The organism is Nocardia sp. 149-1B (assembly GCF_057747975.1).
Genome location: NZ_CM173233.1, coordinates 288,537 through 305,429, shown reverse-complemented (window position 1 = coordinate 305,429; position 16,893 = coordinate 288,537). Strand labels below are relative to the sequence as shown.

The 16,893-nt window shown below is 72.0% G+C and carries 17 protein-coding genes; 6 read left to right on the top strand and 11 right to left on the bottom strand.

What is annotated here, in order from left to right; translation table 11 throughout:
- Positions 1–226 precede the first annotated feature (226 nt).
- A complete protein-coding gene (locus AC3ANS_RS01425; protein ID WP_488294398.1) occupies positions 227–1,783 on the bottom strand; it encodes a long-chain-fatty-acid--CoA ligase in 1,557 nt (518 codons plus the stop codon).
- A gap of 87 nt (positions 1,784–1,870) precedes the next feature.
- On the opposite strand from AC3ANS_RS01425, the gene AC3ANS_RS01420 reads away from it, so the two are divergent.
- Entirely contained in the window at positions 1,871–2,125 is a 255-nt protein-coding gene (locus tag AC3ANS_RS01420) for a hypothetical protein (RefSeq protein WP_488294397.1), read from the top strand.
- Positions 2,126–2,142: 17 nt separating this feature from the next.
- Here AC3ANS_RS01420 and AC3ANS_RS01415 read toward each other — a convergent pair whose 3' ends face one another.
- The 4 genes from AC3ANS_RS01415 to AC3ANS_RS01400 are packed head-to-tail and all read right to left on the bottom strand — an operon-like array spanning position 2,143 to position 4,565.
- Complete coding sequence (locus AC3ANS_RS01415) at positions 2,143–2,550, bottom strand: SRPBCC family protein (protein ID WP_488294396.1); 408 nt, start codon at positions 2,548–2,550, stop codon at positions 2,143–2,145.
- A 4-nt stretch (positions 2,551–2,554) separates the two neighbouring features.
- Positions 2,555–3,439 (bottom strand): phosphoribosylaminoimidazolesuccinocarboxamide synthase, encoded by an 885-nt coding sequence (locus tag AC3ANS_RS01410; RefSeq protein WP_488294395.1) that lies wholly within the window; start codon positions 3,437–3,439, stop codon positions 2,555–2,557.
- Positions 3,440–3,455: 16 nt separating this feature from the next.
- Entirely contained in the window at positions 3,456–3,938 is a 483-nt protein-coding gene (locus AC3ANS_RS01405) for a hypothetical protein (RefSeq protein ID WP_488294394.1), read from the bottom strand.
- A gap of 48 nt (positions 3,939–3,986) precedes the next feature.
- Complete coding sequence (locus AC3ANS_RS01400) at positions 3,987–4,565, bottom strand: antibiotic biosynthesis monooxygenase (RefSeq protein WP_488294393.1); 579 nt, start codon at positions 4,563–4,565, stop codon at positions 3,987–3,989.
- Between the two features lie 60 nt (positions 4,566–4,625).
- Between AC3ANS_RS01400 and AC3ANS_RS01395 the strand changes: the two genes are divergently transcribed.
- Positions 4,626–5,240 (top strand): hypothetical protein, encoded by a 615-nt coding sequence (locus AC3ANS_RS01395; RefSeq protein ID WP_488294392.1) that lies wholly within the window; start codon positions 4,626–4,628, stop codon positions 5,238–5,240.
- Between the two features lie 67 nt (positions 5,241–5,307).
- Here AC3ANS_RS01395 and AC3ANS_RS01390 read toward each other — a convergent pair whose 3' ends face one another.
- The gene (locus tag AC3ANS_RS01390; RefSeq protein ID WP_488294391.1) at positions 5,308–5,580 is read right to left on the bottom strand and encodes an acylphosphatase; all 273 of its coding nucleotides are present in this window, start codon (positions 5,578–5,580) and stop codon (positions 5,308–5,310) included.
- Positions 5,581–5,611: 31 nt separating this feature from the next.
- Here AC3ANS_RS01390 and AC3ANS_RS01385 point away from each other — a divergent pair, with 31 nt between their 5' ends.
- Entirely contained in the window at positions 5,612–7,072 is a 1,461-nt protein-coding gene (locus AC3ANS_RS01385; protein ID WP_488294390.1) for an MFS transporter, read from the top strand.
- Here AC3ANS_RS01385 and purB read toward each other — a convergent pair.
- The 4 genes from purB to AC3ANS_RS01365 form a co-directional block, all read right to left on the bottom strand.
- Complete coding sequence (purB, locus tag AC3ANS_RS01380; RefSeq protein ID WP_488294389.1) at positions 7,052–8,470, bottom strand: adenylosuccinate lyase; 1,419 nt, start codon at positions 8,468–8,470, stop codon at positions 7,052–7,054. The genes AC3ANS_RS01385 and purB overlap by 21 nt on opposite strands.
- Before the next feature lie 96 nt (positions 8,471–8,566).
- Positions 8,567–9,847: a phosphoribosylamine--glycine ligase gene (gene purD, locus AC3ANS_RS01375; protein ID WP_488294388.1), complete on the bottom strand. Its 1,281-nt coding sequence runs from the start codon at positions 9,845–9,847 to the stop codon at positions 8,567–8,569.
- 11 nt (positions 9,848–9,858) lie between these two features.
- A complete protein-coding gene (locus AC3ANS_RS01370) occupies positions 9,859–10,755 on the bottom strand; it encodes a catalase (RefSeq protein ID WP_488294387.1) in 897 nt (298 codons plus the stop codon).
- Positions 10,756–10,768: 13 nt separating this feature from the next.
- Positions 10,769–12,067, bottom strand: a complete 1,299-nt coding sequence (locus AC3ANS_RS01365) for an adenylosuccinate synthase (RefSeq protein WP_488294386.1) — start codon at positions 12,065–12,067, stop codon at positions 10,769–10,771.
- A gap of 133 nt (positions 12,068–12,200) precedes the next feature.
- Between AC3ANS_RS01365 and AC3ANS_RS01360 the strand changes: the two genes are divergently transcribed.
- The 3 genes from AC3ANS_RS01360 (at position 12,201) to AC3ANS_RS01350 (ending at position 15,697) form a co-directional block, all read left to right on the top strand.
- Positions 12,201–13,112, top strand: a complete 912-nt coding sequence (locus AC3ANS_RS01360; protein ID WP_488294385.1) for a diacylglycerol/lipid kinase family protein — start codon at positions 12,201–12,203, stop codon at positions 13,110–13,112.
- Positions 13,113–13,612: 500 nt separating this feature from the next.
- Positions 13,613–14,857 carry a DUF222 domain-containing protein gene (locus AC3ANS_RS01355; RefSeq protein ID WP_488294384.1) on the top strand — a complete coding sequence of 415 codons (1,245 nt, stop codon included), beginning with the start codon at positions 13,613–13,615 and terminating at the stop codon, positions 14,855–14,857.
- A gap of 120 nt (positions 14,858–14,977) precedes the next feature.
- A complete protein-coding gene (locus AC3ANS_RS01350; RefSeq protein WP_488294383.1) occupies positions 14,978–15,697 on the top strand; it encodes a VOC family protein in 720 nt (239 codons plus the stop codon).
- A gap of 9 nt (positions 15,698–15,706) precedes the next feature.
- Here AC3ANS_RS01350 and AC3ANS_RS01345 read toward each other — a convergent pair whose 3' ends face one another.
- Positions 15,707–16,699 carry a LuxR C-terminal-related transcriptional regulator gene (locus AC3ANS_RS01345; protein ID WP_488294382.1) on the bottom strand — a complete coding sequence of 331 codons (993 nt, stop codon included), beginning with the start codon at positions 16,697–16,699 and terminating at the stop codon, positions 15,707–15,709.
- Positions 16,700–16,893: the final 194 nt, after the last annotated feature.

Sequence of the window (16,893 nt, the reverse complement as noted above, 5' to 3'; positions counted from 1 at the left end):
AGCGGCTCACGTGGCGAACGAAGGTCGAGTAGCGCCCGCGGCTGAGGAACGAAGCCGCGACGGCGCGTATCGAGACCCCCGCACCCGACAGCAGACCTCGAGTCGATCACGCGCGCGACGCCGTCGGTCGCCTCACCGGGTCTCGACACGCGGGTCGCGGCTTCGCAAGCTCAGCCGCGCCGCTTGCTCGACCACCATCAGCGGGCCCGCTCCGCGGTCCCGCTAGCTAGTGCAGCTCGCGCTTGAGGATCTTGCCGGTCGACGTCATCGGCAGCGAGGTGACGAACTCGACGTGGCGCGGGTACTTGTAGGCCGCCATCTGCTCCTTGCACCAGGCGATCAGGTCGGCCTCGGTGAGGTCCGCGCCCTCTTTGCGGATCACCACGGCCTTGATCTCCTCGCCGTGGCTCTCGTCGGGTACGCCGATGACCGCGGCCAGCGAGACCGCCGGGTGGGTGAGGAGCACCTCCTCGATCTCGCGGGGGTACACGTTGTAGCCGCCGCGGATGATCATGTCCTTGGAGCGGTCGACGATGTAGTACCAGCCGTCCTCGTCGCGGCGGGCCAGGTCGCCGGTGCGGAACCAGCCGTCCTGGATGACCTCGGAGGTGGCGTCGGGCCGGTCGTAGTAGCCCTTCATCACGTTGTGGCCCTTGATCGCGATCTCGCCGATCTGGTCGGCGCCCTCGACCTCCTGCCACCGCGGGTCGATCAGCTTCATCTCGACTCCCGGCACCGGCAACCCGATCGAGCCCGGACGTGCGGGCTGGCCGTACCGCGAGAAGCTCGCGACCGGGGACGTCTCCGAGAGGCCGTAGCCCTCCAGGATCGTGATGCCGAACCTCTTCTCGAACTCCTTGTGCACCTCGACCGGCAGCGCCGAGCCGCCGGCCACGGCGACCCGGAGGTTCTCGCGGAGCGCCGACACGTCGACGCCGTCCTCGAGCGCGCCGAGCAGTCCCCAGTACATCGTGGGGACGCCGGCGAAGAACGTGATCTTCTCCTTCAGCATCAGCTCGAGGGCGGCGTGCGCCTCGAAGCGGGGCAGCATCACCACGGTGCCGCCGTACGCGAACGCGCCGTTCTGGCACACGGTCTGGCCGAAGGAGTGGAAGAGCGGCAGCACACACAGGTAGCTGTCCGGCTTCGCGGGGTCCGCGCCGAACAGCGGCTCGCCGAGCAGGGCGTTGTCGCGCATGTTGCGGTGGCGCAGCTCGGCGCCCTTGGGCTGGCCGGTCGTGCCGGAGGTGTAGAGGATGACCGCGGTGTCGTCCTCGTCGGTGGCGACGGTCGCGAACTCGCCCGACAGGCCGCCCATCGCCTGGGCCATCGTCTCGACGCCCTCGAACGGCGAGGCGTCGCCGAGCCCGGCGGTGATCACGAAGAAGTGCTCGCAGCCCTCGGCCTCGCGGAACCCGGCGAGCCCGGCCTCGCCCATCGGCAGCTCCGGGGTGCCCTGGAAGCAGAAGTAGGCCTTCGCATCGGAGTCGGCCAGGTGGTAGGCGACCTCGCGGCCCTTGAGCAGCACGTTGAGCGGCACGACGGTCGCGCCGGCCTTGAGGATGCCGAAGTAGACGACGGTGAAGTACGGCAGGTTCGGGCACGTCAGCGCAACCTTGTCGCCCGGCTGGACGCCGCGGGAGACCAGCAGGTTCGCGACCATGTTGGCGAACGTGTTCACCTCGCCGTAGCTGAGGCGGGTGTCGCCGAGGACGATCGCGGTGCGGTCGGGGTAGGTCGCGGCGCCGTCCTCGAGCAGGGTCGCCAGGTTGTACGTCGTCATGGGCGTGGCCTCCATCACTGCGGGTGTGGCCCCAACCTACTCACGGGTCACCTGCGCTCCACCACGCCGGGTCCGATTCCCGCCAACGTGTCCTCGACGATGGGCTCCCTGGCCGACCAGACCGACCCGGAGTCGCCGTACTACGCGATGGTGGTGCCGGCCGACCAGGCCTCGAAGGCGGCGCTGAACAGCATCACGATCGGGCTGTCCAAGCAGCTCGCGGACACCGGGCTGGTCGCGACCTCGGTGTGCCCTGGCTTCGTCCGGACCGCCCTGACCCCGGCCCCGGCGGGCACCCCGAGCGGCCGGTTCGTCAGCATCGACGGGTTCGTTCCGTGGTGAGGAGTCCCGTGGAGAGCTCAGGCTCCGAGGAGGCGAGCCGCGCGGCGTAGGTCCGCCCGGACCGCTCGGGGCGCCATCCACCCCAGGACCCGCGCCGGCACGGCCGCGATGCCCCGGCCGGTCACCCGCATCGTGGCGACCACGTCGCAGCCGGTCGCCGTCTCGGTGAAGTCCAGGGTCAGCACCGCGGCGAAGCCGCGCCAGGTGCCGCGCTCGGACCAGCGCCGCGGGCGGTCCAGCTCGGTGGTCTCCATCAGCGGGCGCACCCGGGCCGTGGTGACGTCGACCCAGGTCTGGCCGACGCGCACCTCGCCGTCGACGTCCTCGACCCGGGCCAGGCTCGACTGCCACTGGGGCCGGTTGCCGGGGTCCGCGAGGTAGTCGAACGCGACCTCGCGGGACACCGGGAACACGACGGCGACCACGGGACTACCAGCGCTCGCCGGTGAGCAGCTCGAAGGCCTCGACGTACCTGCTGCGCGTGCGCTCGACGACCTCGGGCGGCAGCGGCGGCGGCGCCTCGCCCGAGGCGCGGTCCCAGCCGGACTCGGGCGAGAGTGCCCAGTTGCGCACGATCTGCTTGTCGTACGACGGCTGCGCGTGGCCGGGCGCCCACTCCGCGGCCGGCCAGAACCGGCTCGAGTCGGGGGTCAGCACCTCGTCCGCGAGGACCGTGGTGCCGTCCGGGCGGGCGCCGAACTCCAGCTTGGTGTCGGCCAGGATGATGCCCCGCTCCCGGGCGACCGTCTCGGCCCGCGCATAGACCCGCAGGGTCAGGTCCCGCAGCTCGGCGGCGCGCTCGGCCCCGACGGTGGCCGCGACCGCGTCGTACGACACGTTCTCGTCGTGCTCCCCCAGCTCGGCCTTCGTGGCCGGGGTGAAGATCGGCTCCGGGAGCCGGCTCCCGTCGACGAGGCCGGCGGGGAGCGCGATCCCGCAGACCGCACCGGAGGCCTGGTAGTCGAGCAGGCCCGACCCGGTGAGGTAGCCCCGCGCGACGCACTCCACCGGGTACATGTCGAGCCGCTGGCACACGACCGCCCGGCCCCGGACGGCGTCCGGGACCTCGGTCGAGAGCACGTGGTTGGGCACCAGGTCGGCGAGCTGGTCGAACCACCACAACGACATCCGGGTGAGGATCTCTCCCTTGTCGGGGATCGTCGTGTCGAGCACGAAGTCGAAGATCGAGATCCGGTCGCTGGCGACCATCAGCAGGTCGCCGCTCGGCAGCTCGTAGAGGTCGCGGACCTTGCCGGAGTGCAGGTGGGTGGCGCCGGGGATCGCCGGGGCGGTGGGGATGTTCAGGTCGGCCACACGCGCAGCCTAGAGGTCAGCAGCCGCAGGAGTAGAACGTGACGTCCCAGTGGCTGCCCTCGTCGGCGTACACGTTGCCGGACGCGGCCTGGTACTGCGCGGCGCCGTCGCTGCGCTGGCCGATGTAGGTGTAGGTGTTGTGGATCCACGAGGTCAGGCAGGTGGTGCGCGAGAAGTCGAGCTTGTACCCGTTCCAGTGGCTGTAGGTGCCTGACGCGTGGCCGGACTCCGTGCCGCCGGTGATCGTGAGGCCGCAGCCGCTGGCGCGCTTGAGCGTGATCGCGCCGTCGACGGTGGCCTGCCGGATGCCCTCGAACGACGTGCACGTGGAGTTGTTGCGGTCGGTGCAGCCGCCCGAGGAGGTCCAGCCGATGCCGGCGGCGGAGAGCTGCGAGGCGGCGCTGGACTGGGTGATCGCCGACGCGGGCGCGACGGCGCCGAACGTCAGGCCGAGGACGGACAGGACGGTGAGGAGGATGCTTCCCGAGATTCGCTTCATGCTCCACCCTGACCACGGAGCACACCTCGAAAGCAAGAGGAAGGTTCCTCAGCGGCGACGCCACGGCGGCGGCTCGCCCTGAAGCCACCACTCCAGCCGCCTGGTCATCCACGGCAGCGCGACGTACGTCATCACTGGCGTCATCACGACCACCGAGACCAGGACGCGCAGCGGCAGCAGCCAGTCGGCGAGGTACTCCCGGCCCAGCCAGTTGACCGCGAGGCTCAGCGGGAAGAACACCAGGAAGATCACGCCCATCTGCTTCCAGCGCGGCGGCGCCGGCGGTGCCGGCCGCAGGTCCTGGACGTCGTGGGCGACGGGCGGGTCGAACCAGCCCTCGATGCCGGTACGCCGCTCCACGCGGGCCTCGCCGACCAGCCCCTGCGCGGCGCCCAGCCACCAGGCCCGCTGGGGCGAAGCCTCCCACGCGGCCAGCGACTGCTCGTCGGCGAACCGGTAGAGCATGTGCCACTCCTGGGACTCCGCCGCCGGGCGCACCCACCCGTGGCCGAGGAAGCCCTCGAACCGGCTGGCCAACGCCGACCCCGCCCGGATCCAGGCCTGCATCTCGTCGCGGTGGCCCGGGGCGACGGTGCGGGTGATCGACACGGTGACGGGTGCACTCATGCCGGTGATCGTCCGGGGGCCGAGGTGCGCGCGCAAATCCCGGTTTGGCACAGTGCTGTCATGCCGGAGTCTGCAGCTGAGATGTACGCACGGGTCGTCGCTGCCACCCAGGACGGCCGACTGCCAACGCCGTCGATCGCGGAGTGGGACATCTTCCCCTGGCAGGTGGCCGACCGGGCGATCGCGCCGAAGACCCTGACGCCCCCCGGCGAGGAGAAGCCGCGGAGCGGGGAGCCGGGCGGCACGCCGTGCGGCGCCTGCGAGGGGTTCGGCTTCGCGCGGGTCGTGTGGGATGACGAGCACTGGGTCCTCACCACGTCCCCGGAGCCCACCGGACTGCCGCTCGTCCTGACGCTGTGGACCCGCGAGCACCTCGACGTCGGGGACTTCGGCGACGACCACGCCGCCGAGCTCGGCCGGATCGCGAACCGACTGGTGCGGATCATGGAGGCGATGCCCGGCATCGGGCGCGTGCACGTCAACCGGTGGGGCGACGGCTCCGCGCACGCGCACGTCTGGTTCTTCGCCCGCCCGCAGGGATTCGAGCAGATCAAGGGCTCCTACGCCGTCGAGTGGGACGACATCCTGCCGCCGGTGCCCGAGGAGGCGTGGCGCGCGGACCTGCACGCGGTCGCCACCAAGCTCGCCAACTGGGGTGGGCACGCACGGGCCTGACGCCGACCCGGCAGAGATTGAGGCACCCCGGGGGCTCAGACTGCGCCGACTCGGCGGAGATTGAGCCTCAACCGGTGGCGCGGAACGACGTGAGCCCCTGGTCGTCGGCGGGCCGGACGTCGACGTGCTCGACGTACGCCATAGACGGGCCGTCGTGGCACCAGCGGACGAGAGCGTCCACCGCGCCGGGGTCGCCTTCGAGGTGGGCGGCGACGGATCCGTCGGGCTCGTTGCGCACCCACCCGGCCACGCCGAGCCGGGTGGCCTCGCGCTCGGCGTAGTAGCGGAACGAGACGCCCTGCACCCGTCCGGTGACGCGGACGTCGACGGATCTGCGCATGTCGCCATCATCGCTCGGGCAAGGTGGTGGGGTGACCGAGCACGCCGTGGAGACCCCGCAGGAGGAGGAGCCGGCGTACGAGCCGCCCCCCCACCGCTGGCGCATCCTCGGCGTCTCGCTGGTCGTCGGGTTCATGGCGCTGCTCGACGTCTCGATCGTCAACGTCGCGATCCCCTCCATGCGCACCGGCCTGCACACGTCCGCAGCGACCGTCCAGTGGGTGGTTTCCGGCTACGCGCTGGCGTTCGGGCTGACCCTGGTCGCCGGCGGGCGGCTGGGCGACGCGTACGGCCGGCGCCGGATGATGCTGGTCGGCCTGGTCTGCTTCGTCACGTCCAGCGTCGCGGTCGGGTTCGCCCCCGGTGTCGGGCTGGTGATCGCCGCGCGCCTGCTGCAGGGCGCGTCCGCGGGCCTCCTCACACCGCAGAACTCCGGCCTGATCCAGCAGCTGTTCCGCGGCCGCGAGCGGGCGCGGGCGTTCGGGGTGTTCGGGTTCACCGTCTCGGTGTCGTCGGCGACCGGGCCGGTCCTCGGCGGCCTGATCATCGCGCTGGCCGGGGAGAGCGACGGCTGGCGCTGGCTGTTCTGGGTCAACGCCCCGATCGGGCTCGTGGCGATGGTGGCGGTCGCGCGGCTGGTGCCCGGACCGGCACCGGCGGCGCGTCGCGGCAGCACCCGCATCGACGTACCGGGCGCGCTGCTGCTGGGCGCCGCGGTGCTGTGCCTGCTCTACCCGGTGGTCAGCGTCGAGGGAGGAGCCCGGCTGCCGCTGCTGCTGCTCGCGGGGGTGCCGGCCTTCGCGTGGGCGTTCGTGCGGTGGGAGCGGCGTACGTCGGCCCGCGGCCACGAGCCGCTGCTCGACATCGCGCTGCTCCGCCGGCTGCCGGGCTACCTCAACGGACTGGCCGTCGGCGGGCTGTACTTCACCGGGTTCACCGGCCTGCTGCTGGTGTGCTCGATCTATCTGCAGGACGGCCTGGGCCACACGCCACTCGAGGCCGGCCTGCTGATCATCCCGTTCGCGCTCGGGTCGGCGATCAGCGCACCGATCGCGGGGCGGTTCGTCTCGGACGCCGGGCGCCGCCTGACCGTCGGCGCGCTGGTCGCGATGATCACCGGCGTCCTGCTGGTCGCGCTGCTGGTGCCCGGCCGGGACCCGCTCTGGCCGTGGCTGGTCCCGACCCTCTTCCTCACCGGGCTCGGCGGTGGCGCGGTCGTCTCGCCGAACATCACGCTCACGCTGGCGGAGGTGCCGCCCCGGATGGGCGGCGCCGCGGGCGGCGCGCTGCAGACCGGCCAGCGGATCGGCGCCTCCATCGGCGCCGCCGTACTCATCACCGTCTATCAGGTGACCGTCGGCACCAGCTCCGACGGCACCGCCCTGCGTGCGGCCCTGCTCACCGCGGTGGTGCTGCTCTCCGCCGCGCTCCTGATGGCCATCCGCGCGCTGCGCGACGAGCGACGGGACCTCTCAGAGGATGTCGCCGGGTGAGTACGCCGCGGCCTCGGGGCGGCGACCGGCCACCTCGGCGACCCGGCGCACGACCTCCTGGACCTGCGCGACGGCCGCCCCGGTGAACGTGATCGGCTCGGCGACCAGCGACCCGAGCTGGGCCTCGGTCAGTCCGAGGCGGGCGTCGGCGGCCAGCCGAGCGAACACGTCGTTCTGCGCCTGGCCGCGGCGCATGTCGAGCGCGGTGCCGACCGCGGCCTCCTTGATCGCCTCGTGCGCGGACTCGCGGCCCACGCCGTTGCGCACCGCCGCCATCAGGACCTTGGTGGTGGCCAGGAACGGCAGGTAGCGGTCGAGCTCGCGCTGGATGACCGCGGGGAACGCCCCGAACTCGTCGAGCACGGTGAGGAAGGTCTGGAACAGCCCGTCGGCGGCGAAGAACGCGTCGGGCAGCGCCACCCGGCGTACGACGGAGTCGGAGACGTCGCCCTCGTTCCACTGGTCGCCGGCGAGCTCGCCGATCATCGAGAGGTGGCCGCGGAGCACCACCGCGAGGCCGTTGACGCGCTCGCAGGAGCGGCTGTTCATCTTGTGGGGCATCGCGGAGGAGCCGACCTGGCCCTCCTTGAAGCCCTCGGTGACCAGCTCGTTGCCGGCCATCAACCGGATCGTGGTCGCGAGGTTGGACGGGCCGGCAGCCAGCTGCACCAGGCTGGAGACGACGTCGAAGTCCAGCGATCGCGGGTAGACCTGGCCGACGCTGGTCAGCACCCGGTCGAAGCCGAGGTGCGCGGCGACCCGCTCCTCGAGCTCGGCGAGCTTGGCGTCGTCCCCGTCGAGCAGGTCGAGCATGTCCTGGGCGGTGCCCATCGGCCCCTTGATCCCGCGCAGCGGGTAGCGGGCCAGCAGGTCCTCGACCCGCTCGAGCCCGATCAGCATCTCGTCGGCCACGGTCGCGAACCGCTTGCCCAGCGTGGTCGCCTGGGCGGCCACGTTGTGGCTGCGGCCGGCCATCACGGTGGTCTCGTGCTCCGCGGCGAGGCGCGCCAGCCGGGCCAGCGTCGCGACGGCGCGGTCGCGGACGAGCGCCAGGCTCTGCCTGATCTGCAGCTGCTCGACGTTCTCGGTGAGGTCGCGGGAGGTCATGCCCTTGTGGATGTGCTCGTGGCCGGCGAGGGCGGAGAACTCCTCGATCCGCGCCTTCACGTCGTGGCGGGTCACCCGCTCGCGCGCGGCGATCGAGTCGAGGTCCACCTGGTCGATGACCTCGCGGTAGGCCTCGACCACCCCTTCGGGAACCTCGATGCCCAGGTCGCGCTGGGCCTCCAGCACCGCGATCCACAGCTGCCGCTCCAGCACGATCTTGTGCTCGGGGGACCAGATGCGGGCCAGCTCGGCCGAGGCGTAGCGGGTGGCCAGGACGTTGGGGACGGTCACGGGTGGTGATTCTCCCACGGCCGCCACCCTCCCTGGGCGGGTCGTGTGTCTGAGGACGGTCCATGGACCGTTCTGGAGCACACGACCCGACGATGCTCAGCGCAGGGAGGCGCCCTCGACCACGCCCAGCGGCTCGGCAGCGATGTCGGAGCGTCGCTGCATGCCGGGGAACGAGACCAGGTCGGCGGCGGCGTACGCCGTACGACGCGCCTCGGCGACGTCCGATCCCACCGCCCGGACGGCCAGCACCCGGCCGCCGGCGGTGACCAGGTCACCGTCGGACATCGCCGTACCGGCGTGGATGACGTCCACCCCGTCCTGCTGCTCGGCCAGGTCGACACCGGTGATGACGTCACCCGTCGAGGAGGACTCGGGATAGCCCGCCGAGGCGAGCACGACCGTCACCGCGGCGCCGTCGCGGAACACCGGGGCGGGCACCTCTCCCAGTCGTCCGGACGCCGCGGCGGCGAGCAGCTCGCCCAGCGGCGACTCGAGCATCGCCAGCACCGGCTGGATGTCCGGGTCGCCGAACCGGACGTTGAACTCGATCACCCGCGGCCCCGACTCCGTCAACGCGAGCCCGACGTACAGGCACCCGACGAACGGCGTGCCGCGGGCGACCATCTCGTCCAGCGTCGGCCGGACGACGGTCGCGAGGACCACGTCGGCGAGATCCGGCTGCGCCCAGGCCAGGGGCGTGTAGGAGCCCATGCCACCGGTGTTGGGGCCGCGGCCCCCGTCGAAGATCCGCTTGAAGTCCTGCGCGGGCTGCAGCGCGTACGCCGTGGCGCCGTCGCCCTCGTTGAAGCTGCACAGCGCGAACACCGAGACCTCCGGGCCGTCGAGGAACTCCTCGACCACGACCCGGTCACAGCCGGCCGCGTGGGCCAGCGCCTCGTCCCGGTCGCGGGTGACGACCACGCCCTTGCCTGCGGCCAGCGCGTCGTCCTTCACGACGTACGGAGGTCCGAAGCCGTCGAGCGCGGCGGCGACCTCGGCGGGCGTGGTGCACGTGTGGGAGCCGGCGGTCGGCACACCCGCGGCCTCCATGACGCCCTTGGAGAACGCCTTGGAGCCCTCGAGCTGCGCGGCCGCCTGCGACGGCCCGAAGACCGCGATCCCCCGCTCGCGCACGTGGTCCGCGACACCGGCCACCAAGGGCGCTTCGGGCCCCACGACCACGAGGTCGACACCGAGCGCGACCGCGAGGTCGGCGACCGAGGCGCCCGACATCGGGTCGACGTCGTGCAGGGTGGCGACCGCGGCGATCCCGGGGTTGCCGGGTGCTGCGTGCACCTCGGTCACGGCGGGGTCGAGCGCGAGGGAGCGAGCGAGCGCGTGCTCGCGGCCACCGGTCCCGATGACGAGGATCTTCACAGGCGGCAAGACTACGACCGGCGCGACACCGACTCCGTGTAGGCCACCGGTCGGTACCGCAGGATGGGATCGTCGGAGAGCTCGATGCCGTCGACCACGCGGGTGGGGTCGAACACCACCGGCCCACCGGCCTCCTGGTCGGCGAGCGCCTCGGTGACCACGATCCGCCCGGCCACGAGCTCGCGGGCCCCCTTCCACACCGATGTCGACGAGTGGGGGTCGTGCCCCTCGCTCGCGACCTGCACCCGCACCTCGTGGGCGACCGGGCCCCGCTCCAGCCGCGCGGCCATCTCCTCGAAGAGCGCGTCCGCACCGCTGAAGCGCCGCTCGAGCCGGTCGGCCTTGGTCGCGGTGGGCACGAAAGTGTAGCGCACCCACGTACGCCGGTCCTCGGCGTCCAGCCAGCCGTAGGCGTGGATCGGGTAGAACGTCGTCTCCGCGAAGCTGACCGGCGTCGAGATCGCCTTGCCGCGCACGCCCGCCACGATCGCCGGCACCATCCGCGGATGCCGGGCGAGGAACAGCGGGAACGTCAGCTTGTGCACCGACGCCTCGGTCATCGCGACGAACTCCTCGGGATCGTCGGTCGGGAACCGGGGCGACGTCTGGCCGAGCAGGTCGGTCGCCGTGCCGTCGGAGAGGCGGAACTTCACCGCCATCCCCCGGATGTCCGGGGTCCGGTCGGGCACGGCGGCGTCGCCGCCCGCGTTCGACCAGCGCACCAGCACCGGTGTCGGCTCGTGGAGGTGACGCGCGCGCCCGAGCGCACCCGCCTCAGCGGTGGGAGTGAAGGTGCCGGCGTAGAACCGGCCCTTCGCGTGCAGGGAGCGGTGCGCGGCGGGACCCCGGAACGCCGCCCGCAGGCGGTCGATCGCTGCGACCGGGTCGAGGTGAGTCGGGTCGGTCATGACCCGAACGGTCTCAGATCAGGTCGTGAATGGCGATGGTCGCGTCGCGCGCGGGTCCGACGCCGATCGCGGAGATGCGAGCGCCCGACATCTTCTCGACCGCCTTGACGTAGGCCTGGGCGTTGGCCGGCAGGTCGCTGAACGTGCGCGCGCCGGAGATGTCCTCCCACCAGCCAGGGAAGTACTCGTAGATCGGGACGGCGTGGTGGAAGTCGCTCTGGTTGACCGGCATCTCGTCGTGGCGCACGCCGCCCACGTCGTACGCGACACAGACCGGCACCTGGTCCAGTCCGGTGAGCACGTCGAGCTTGGTGAGCACGAAGTCGGTGACGCCGTTGACCCGGGCGGCGTAGCGCGCGATCACCGCGTCGTACCAGCCGCAGCGGCGCGGCCGCCCGGTGGTGGTGCCGAACTCCGCACCGACCTTGCTGAGGTGGGCGCCGGCGTCGTCGAAGAGCTCGGTCGGGAACGGGCCCTCGCCCACGCGGGTCGTGTAGGCCTTGACGATGCCGATGATCCGGTCGAGGCGGCGCGGCGGGATGCCCGAGCCGGTGCAGGCGCCGCCGGCGGTCGCCGAGGAGGACGTCACGAACGGGTAGGTCCCGTGGTCGACGTCGAGCAGCGTGGCCTGACCGGCCTCGAGCAGCACGGTCTCGCCGCGGTCCAGGGCCTGGTTGAGCAGCAGTCCGGTGTCGCAGACCATCGGGCGGAGCCGGTCGGCGAACGCCAGCAGCTCCTCGACCGTGGCCTCGACCGTGGCGGCGCGGCGGTTGTAGATCTTGGTGAGGATCTGGTTCTTGAGGTCGAGCACGCCCTCGACCTTCTGGGTCAGGATCTTCTCGTCGAAGATGTCCTGGACCCGGATGCCGATGCGGTTCATCTTGTCGGCGTACGTCGGGCCGATGCCGCGCCCGGTCGTCCCGATGCGCCGCGAGCCGAGGAACCGCTCGGTGACCTTGTCGATCGTGCGGTTGTAGTCGGCGATCACGTGGGCGTTGGCGCTGACCCGCAGCCGGCTGACGTCGACCCCGCGGGCCTCGAGCGCCTCGAGCTCCTCGAACAGCACAGCCAGGTCGATGACGACGCCGTTTCCGATGACCGGCGTGCAGCCTGGGGTGAGGATGCCGCTGGGCAGCAGGTGCAGCGCGTACTTCTCCGTGCTGCCGTCCGGCTGGGTGATGACGACCGTGTGGCCGGCGTTGTTGCCGCCGTTGAACTTCACGACGTAGTCGACGCTGGTGCCGAGGAGGTCGGTCGCCTTGCCCTTCCCCTCGTCGCCCCACTGGGCACCGATGATGGCGATCGCGGGCATGTTGCTCCTAGCGGTGACCCGGCAGGGGGCCACGGGAAATGAAACAGCTCCGGCACAAGGCACCGGAGCTCTTGCGACCACACGCTACCAAAGCGGGGCGTCGTCCTTCGAGGGCTCGGATAGTGTCCGCGGCGTGGACCCCCTCCTCGTGATCACCAACAGTGAGGCCGGCACCTCCGACGAGGAGACGCTGGCGACCGCGCTCGCCGTTCTGCGTGAGCGGGCCTCGGTGGAGGTGGCGGCGACCTCCAACCCGGGCGAGCTGGACGGCGTCCTCCACCGTGCGGGGTCGCGCCGGATCGTCGTGGCCGGCGGCGACGGCAGCCTGCACGCGGTGATCGCGGCCCTGCACCGGCGCCACGAGCTCAAGGGCGCGGTCCTCGGGCTGCTGCCGCTCGGGACGGGCAACGACTTCGCCCGCGGCACCGGCATCCCCCTCGACATCGAGGAGGCCGCCCGCGTCGTGCTCCTCGACCGGCCCCGGCCGATGGACCTCGTCGTCGACGAGGTCGGCGAGGTCGTCGTCAACAGCGTGCACGTGGGCGCCGGCGCCAACGCGAGCCGGCGCGGCCAACGCTGGAAGGACCGTCTGCACTCCGTGGGTGTCGGCAAGGTCAACCTCGGCAAGCTCGGCTACCCGATCGGCGCCGCCCTCACCGCCTGGAACCCACCCATCGTGCGGGTCCGCGTCGAGGTCGACGGCGTCGTCGTCAACGACCTGGACCACCCGGTGCTGATGGCGGCGGTCGGCAACGGCCCCTCCGTCGGCGGCGGCACCGAGCTCACCCCCGACGCCGACCCCGGCGACGGACAGGTCGACGTGCTGATCTCCCGCTCCGTGGGGCCGCTGGCGCGGCTGGCGTACGCCGCCCGCCTCGGTCTCGGCACCCACCCCGAGCGTGACGACGTCGTCTACCTGCGGGGCAGCACCGTCTCGATCACCGGCGGCCCCTTCTGGTGCAGCGCCGACGGCGAGATCTACGGCCCTGAGCGCCGCCGCACCTGGCGCGTCGACCCCGCCGCGTACTCCATGCTCCTCCCCTGACGCCCTCACACGGTGGTTGAGGTGCGAGCGCAGCGAGCCTCGAAACCACACGGTGGTTGAGGTGCGAGCGCAGCGAGCCTCGAAACCACACGGTGGTTGAGGTGCGAGCGCAGCGAGCCTCGAAACCACCGAAGCCCGAGCGCCCAGGTCGAGATGTGCATCGGCTTCAGGCCGATTGTGGTCGCCGTCATTTGGCAGCAAAGCGGACCGGTCCGCCGCAGCCCAGGCTGCCTCCCGGCCCTCGGACCGCCGCCTCCCCGCGCGGTGGTTGAGGTGCGAGGGCCCAGAGGCCCGAGCCTCGAAACCACCGACCTCCGGTGGTTGAGGTGCGAGGGCCGCCAGGCCCGAGCCTCGAAACCACCGACCTCCGGTGGTTGAGGTGCGAGGGCCGCCAGGCCCGAGCCTCGAAACCACCCCGCCAGAACGAGTCAAATCCGATCCTTGACAACTCGAACATGTGTTCGTTAGACTGTCGCCACGACTTCATCTCGGGAGTGGCGATGACCGCACAAGCTCACCCTTCACACCGTGTCACGCGCGCCGTCACCGAGATCTCCGGCGTCCTCGACCAGGTCGGTGACGCGTCCCTGTGGTCGATGGACGTCCACGAGACCGCCGCCACCGTCGTCGAGCTCACCCGGGTCGCAGCGAGGGTCACCGAGCTGCAGGCCCGCCTCGCCACCCATGCCTCGTCCGTGGGTGTGGCGGAGCAGGTCGGCGCCACCTCGGTGCCGAACTGGTGGGCGCACCAGACCCGCCTCGCCCACGCCGAAGCCCACCGGATCACCAAGCTCGGCACCGGCTTCGACAAGCACCCCCTCGTGCACGCCGCGTTCAAGGCCGGTGACGTGCTGCCCGACCAAGCAGCCGTGATCATCCACGCCGTCGACGAGCTCCCCGACCACGTCGACCCAGACCTCCGGGACCGAGCCGAGGCCCACCTCATCGGTGAAGCAGCCCACTACAACGCCAAAGAGCTCGCCAACCTCGGCAAAGGACTCCTGCACGTCATCGACCCCGAGGCCGCCGACGCCCACACCGCCAAGCTGCTCGCTGCCGAAGAGGCCGCAGCGTCAGCCAAGGTCCGGCTCACGATGCGCGAGGATGAGGACGGGATCGTGCGGGGCACCTTCGCCCTCCCCACGGCCCAGGGGCAGATGTTCAAGAAGCAGCTCCTCGCGATCGCCGCACCCAAGCACCGGGCCGCGGTCGACGGACACCTCGGGGAACGTCGCCCCAGCCCCGAACGGCTCGGACAAGCGCTGGTCGAGTGGATCGAGCGCTACCCCACCAACAAGCTTCCTGAAGCCGGTGGGGTGTCCGCCACCGTCGTGGTCACGATCCCCATCGAGACACTGCAGGGCGGGCTCAAGCCCGGGGTCCTCGACACCGGCGCCGTGATCTCCCCCGGCCAAGCCCGACGACTCGCCTGCGAAGCCGGCATCCTCCCCGCCGTCCTCAGCGGCACCTCCGAAGTCCTCGACCTCGGCCGCACCCGCCGCTTCCACACCAAAGCCCAGAGGATCGCGATCGCACTGCGCGACAAAGGCTGCACCGCCGACCGGTGCGACTGGCCCCCCGGGATGACCCAGACCCACCACGAACCCTCCTGGGCCACCGGCGGAACGACCGACATCACCCACGCCCGCCTCTACTGTCCCCACCACCACGCCCGAGCCCACGACCCCAACTACCAGACCACCCTGCTCCCCAACGGCAAGGTCGCCTTCACCCGAAGGACATGAGCCCCACCCGCCACCGCTGGTCGAGCAGCGAGCGCCAGCGAGCGTCGTCGAAACCCCCGCAACCCACCGACCACCGCCACGCCGTACCTGCGGTCGTCGTCCCGACCTACCGTGAGTCACATGTACCTCGAGAACATCGTGTTCGACGCGGTCGACCCGCAGCGGGTGGGCCGGTTCTGGGAGGCGGCGCTCGGCTGCGAGCGGCTGACCGACGAGGAGGCCGGCTACGAGACGCGGCTGGCCGTCGAGGGCGGGCCGGTGCTCGACCTGTGCTTCCAGCGGGTCACCGAGCCGTCCGCCGGACCGCATCGTCTCCACCTCGACCTCGCGGGCGGCACCCGGCAGGCGGACGTCGTCGACCGGCTGCTCGAGACGGGCGCGCACCGTCTCGATGTCGGCCAGGGCGAGGTGCCCTGGGTCGTCCTCGGCGACCCGGAGGGCAACCGGCTCTGCGTGACGGAGGAGCGGACGGCGTACGACGGCACGGGCCCGCTCGCGGCCCTGCCGCTCGAGTCGGCAGACCCGGACCGGGACGCGGAGTTCTGGGCCTGGCTGACGGGCTGGATCCCGGTCGACGGGGTCGCGACCCGGTCGCTGCGGCACCCCTCAGAGTGCGGCCCGCTCCTCGAGCTCTGCCCGGAGGCCGCGCCGAAGGGCGCGGCGAAGAACCCGATCCACCTCGACGTCCGCCTCGAGGCCGGCGAGGACGCCGACGAGGTCGCGGCCGCCATCGCGGAGCACGGCGGGCGCGAGCTTCACTTCGACTGGGGCGACCTGCCGTGGCGGCACTACGCGGACCCGTCGGGCAACGAGTTCTGCGTGCTCCGGGCCTACTCCTGACGCAGCACCTCAGAGCCAGCCGCGGCGTACCGCCTCGACGCCCGCCTGGAACCGGGAGTCCGCGCCGAGCTCGCTCATCAGGTCGGCGACGCGGCGGCGTACGGTGCGCAGGCTCAACCCCAGCTGGCGGGCGACCTGCTCGTCCTGCGCGCCGGTGGCGAGCTGGCGGAGCAGGAACGCCCGCAGGTCGGGCCCACCGTCGAGCTGCTCGAGCTCGGGGACGGGCGAGGCCCGCTCCCACATCATCTCGAACAGCAGACCCATCGCCTCGACGATGCCCTGTTGGCGCACGAGCGAGCGCGGCTCGTCGGTGAAGCCGAGCGGCTCGGGGACCACGGCGTGGGTGGTGCCGATGATGAACATCCGGGTCGGTACGTCGGGGAGCACCCGGATCTGCTCGCCCACCTCGGCGCGGGCCCGGACCACCTCGGGCGCCTCGCGGAGGATCCGCATCGGGTAGATCGCCCGGGATCGGCGCCCCGAGGCCACGAGCTCCCGCACGACCTCGAGCATCTCGCCCTCGCGGTGCACCCGCCACTGGTCGGGCCGCAGCCAGGACAGGTCGCCGACACTGTTGCGGATCAGCGCCGCGATGAGCGGCCGCGGGTCGCCGCCCGAGCTGACCTCGCCGTCGATCGGCACGACGTCGTGGACCTCACCCTCGGCCGGGCGTGCGGAGTGCGCCACCAGGAGCGGTACGGCGCGGGCGAGCGCCGTCAGGTCCGCGTGGGCGCGGGAGGCGGCCTCGCTCTGCTCGACGATCAGCCGCGCCAGCGCCCGGGCCGGCGGCTCGACGTAGACCCGGTCGTCGGCGACACGCACGATCCCGCGCGCGGCCAGGGGCTCCAGGTCGCTCAGGAGCTGCTCGGGCGAGCGCAGCACTGCGGCCGCCATGAACGGCACACGCTGGCCCGAGTGGCGCAGGACGTCCTCGTAGATCCGCTCCACCGCCGGGCTGAAGCCGAGGGCGGTGAGCACGGTCGTCGGTTCCGAGCGCCCCATGGTGGCATCTTAATGCCAGCGGCCACTTCTCACCGGTTGGCACGGACCTGTCAGTGCGAGGATCCGGGTAGGCGCAGACGGCCGCGACATCTCGGGGCGCGGTCACACGCCGGGACGACCCGCATCGGGGGATCGGTCGGACCGGTGATGCGCAGGCGGGACGCCGGGGCCACACGGGTAGGGCTCCGGCGCCC

What these genes read in the sequence shown, in the direction of transcription:
- AC3ANS_RS01425 (WP_488294398.1), bottom strand. Translation starts at nt 1,783, where the DNA reads ATGACGACGTACAACCTGGCGACCCTGCTCGAGGACGGCGCCGCGACC.
- AC3ANS_RS01405 (WP_488294394.1), bottom strand. Translation starts at nt 3,938, where the DNA reads ATGAAGCGAATCTCGGGAAGCATCCTCCTCACCGTCCTGTCCGTCCTC.
- AC3ANS_RS01400 (WP_488294393.1), bottom strand. Translation starts at nt 4,565, where the DNA reads ATGAGTGCACCCGTCACCGTGTCGATCACCCGCACCGTCGCCCCGGGC.
- AC3ANS_RS01395 (WP_488294392.1), top strand. Translation starts at nt 4,626, where the DNA reads ATGCCGGAGTCTGCAGCTGAGATGTACGCACGGGTCGTCGCTGCCACC.
- AC3ANS_RS01390 (WP_488294391.1), bottom strand. Translation starts at nt 5,580, where the DNA reads ATGCGCAGATCCGTCGACGTCCGCGTCACCGGACGGGTGCAGGGCGTC.
- AC3ANS_RS01370 (WP_488294387.1), bottom strand. Translation starts at nt 10,755, where the DNA reads ATGACCGACCCGACTCACCTCGACCCGGTCGCAGCGATCGACCGCCTG.
- AC3ANS_RS01365 (WP_488294386.1), bottom strand. Translation starts at nt 12,067, where the DNA reads ATGCCCGCGATCGCCATCATCGGTGCCCAGTGGGGCGACGAGGGGAAG.
- AC3ANS_RS01355 (WP_488294384.1), top strand. Translation starts at nt 13,613, where the DNA reads ATGACCGCACAAGCTCACCCTTCACACCGTGTCACGCGCGCCGTCACC.
- AC3ANS_RS01350 (WP_488294383.1), top strand. Translation starts at nt 14,978, where the DNA reads ATGTACCTCGAGAACATCGTGTTCGACGCGGTCGACCCGCAGCGGGTG.
- AC3ANS_RS01345 (WP_488294382.1), bottom strand. Translation starts at nt 16,699, where the DNA reads ATGGGGCGCTCGGAACCGACGACCGTGCTCACCGCCCTCGGCTTCAGC.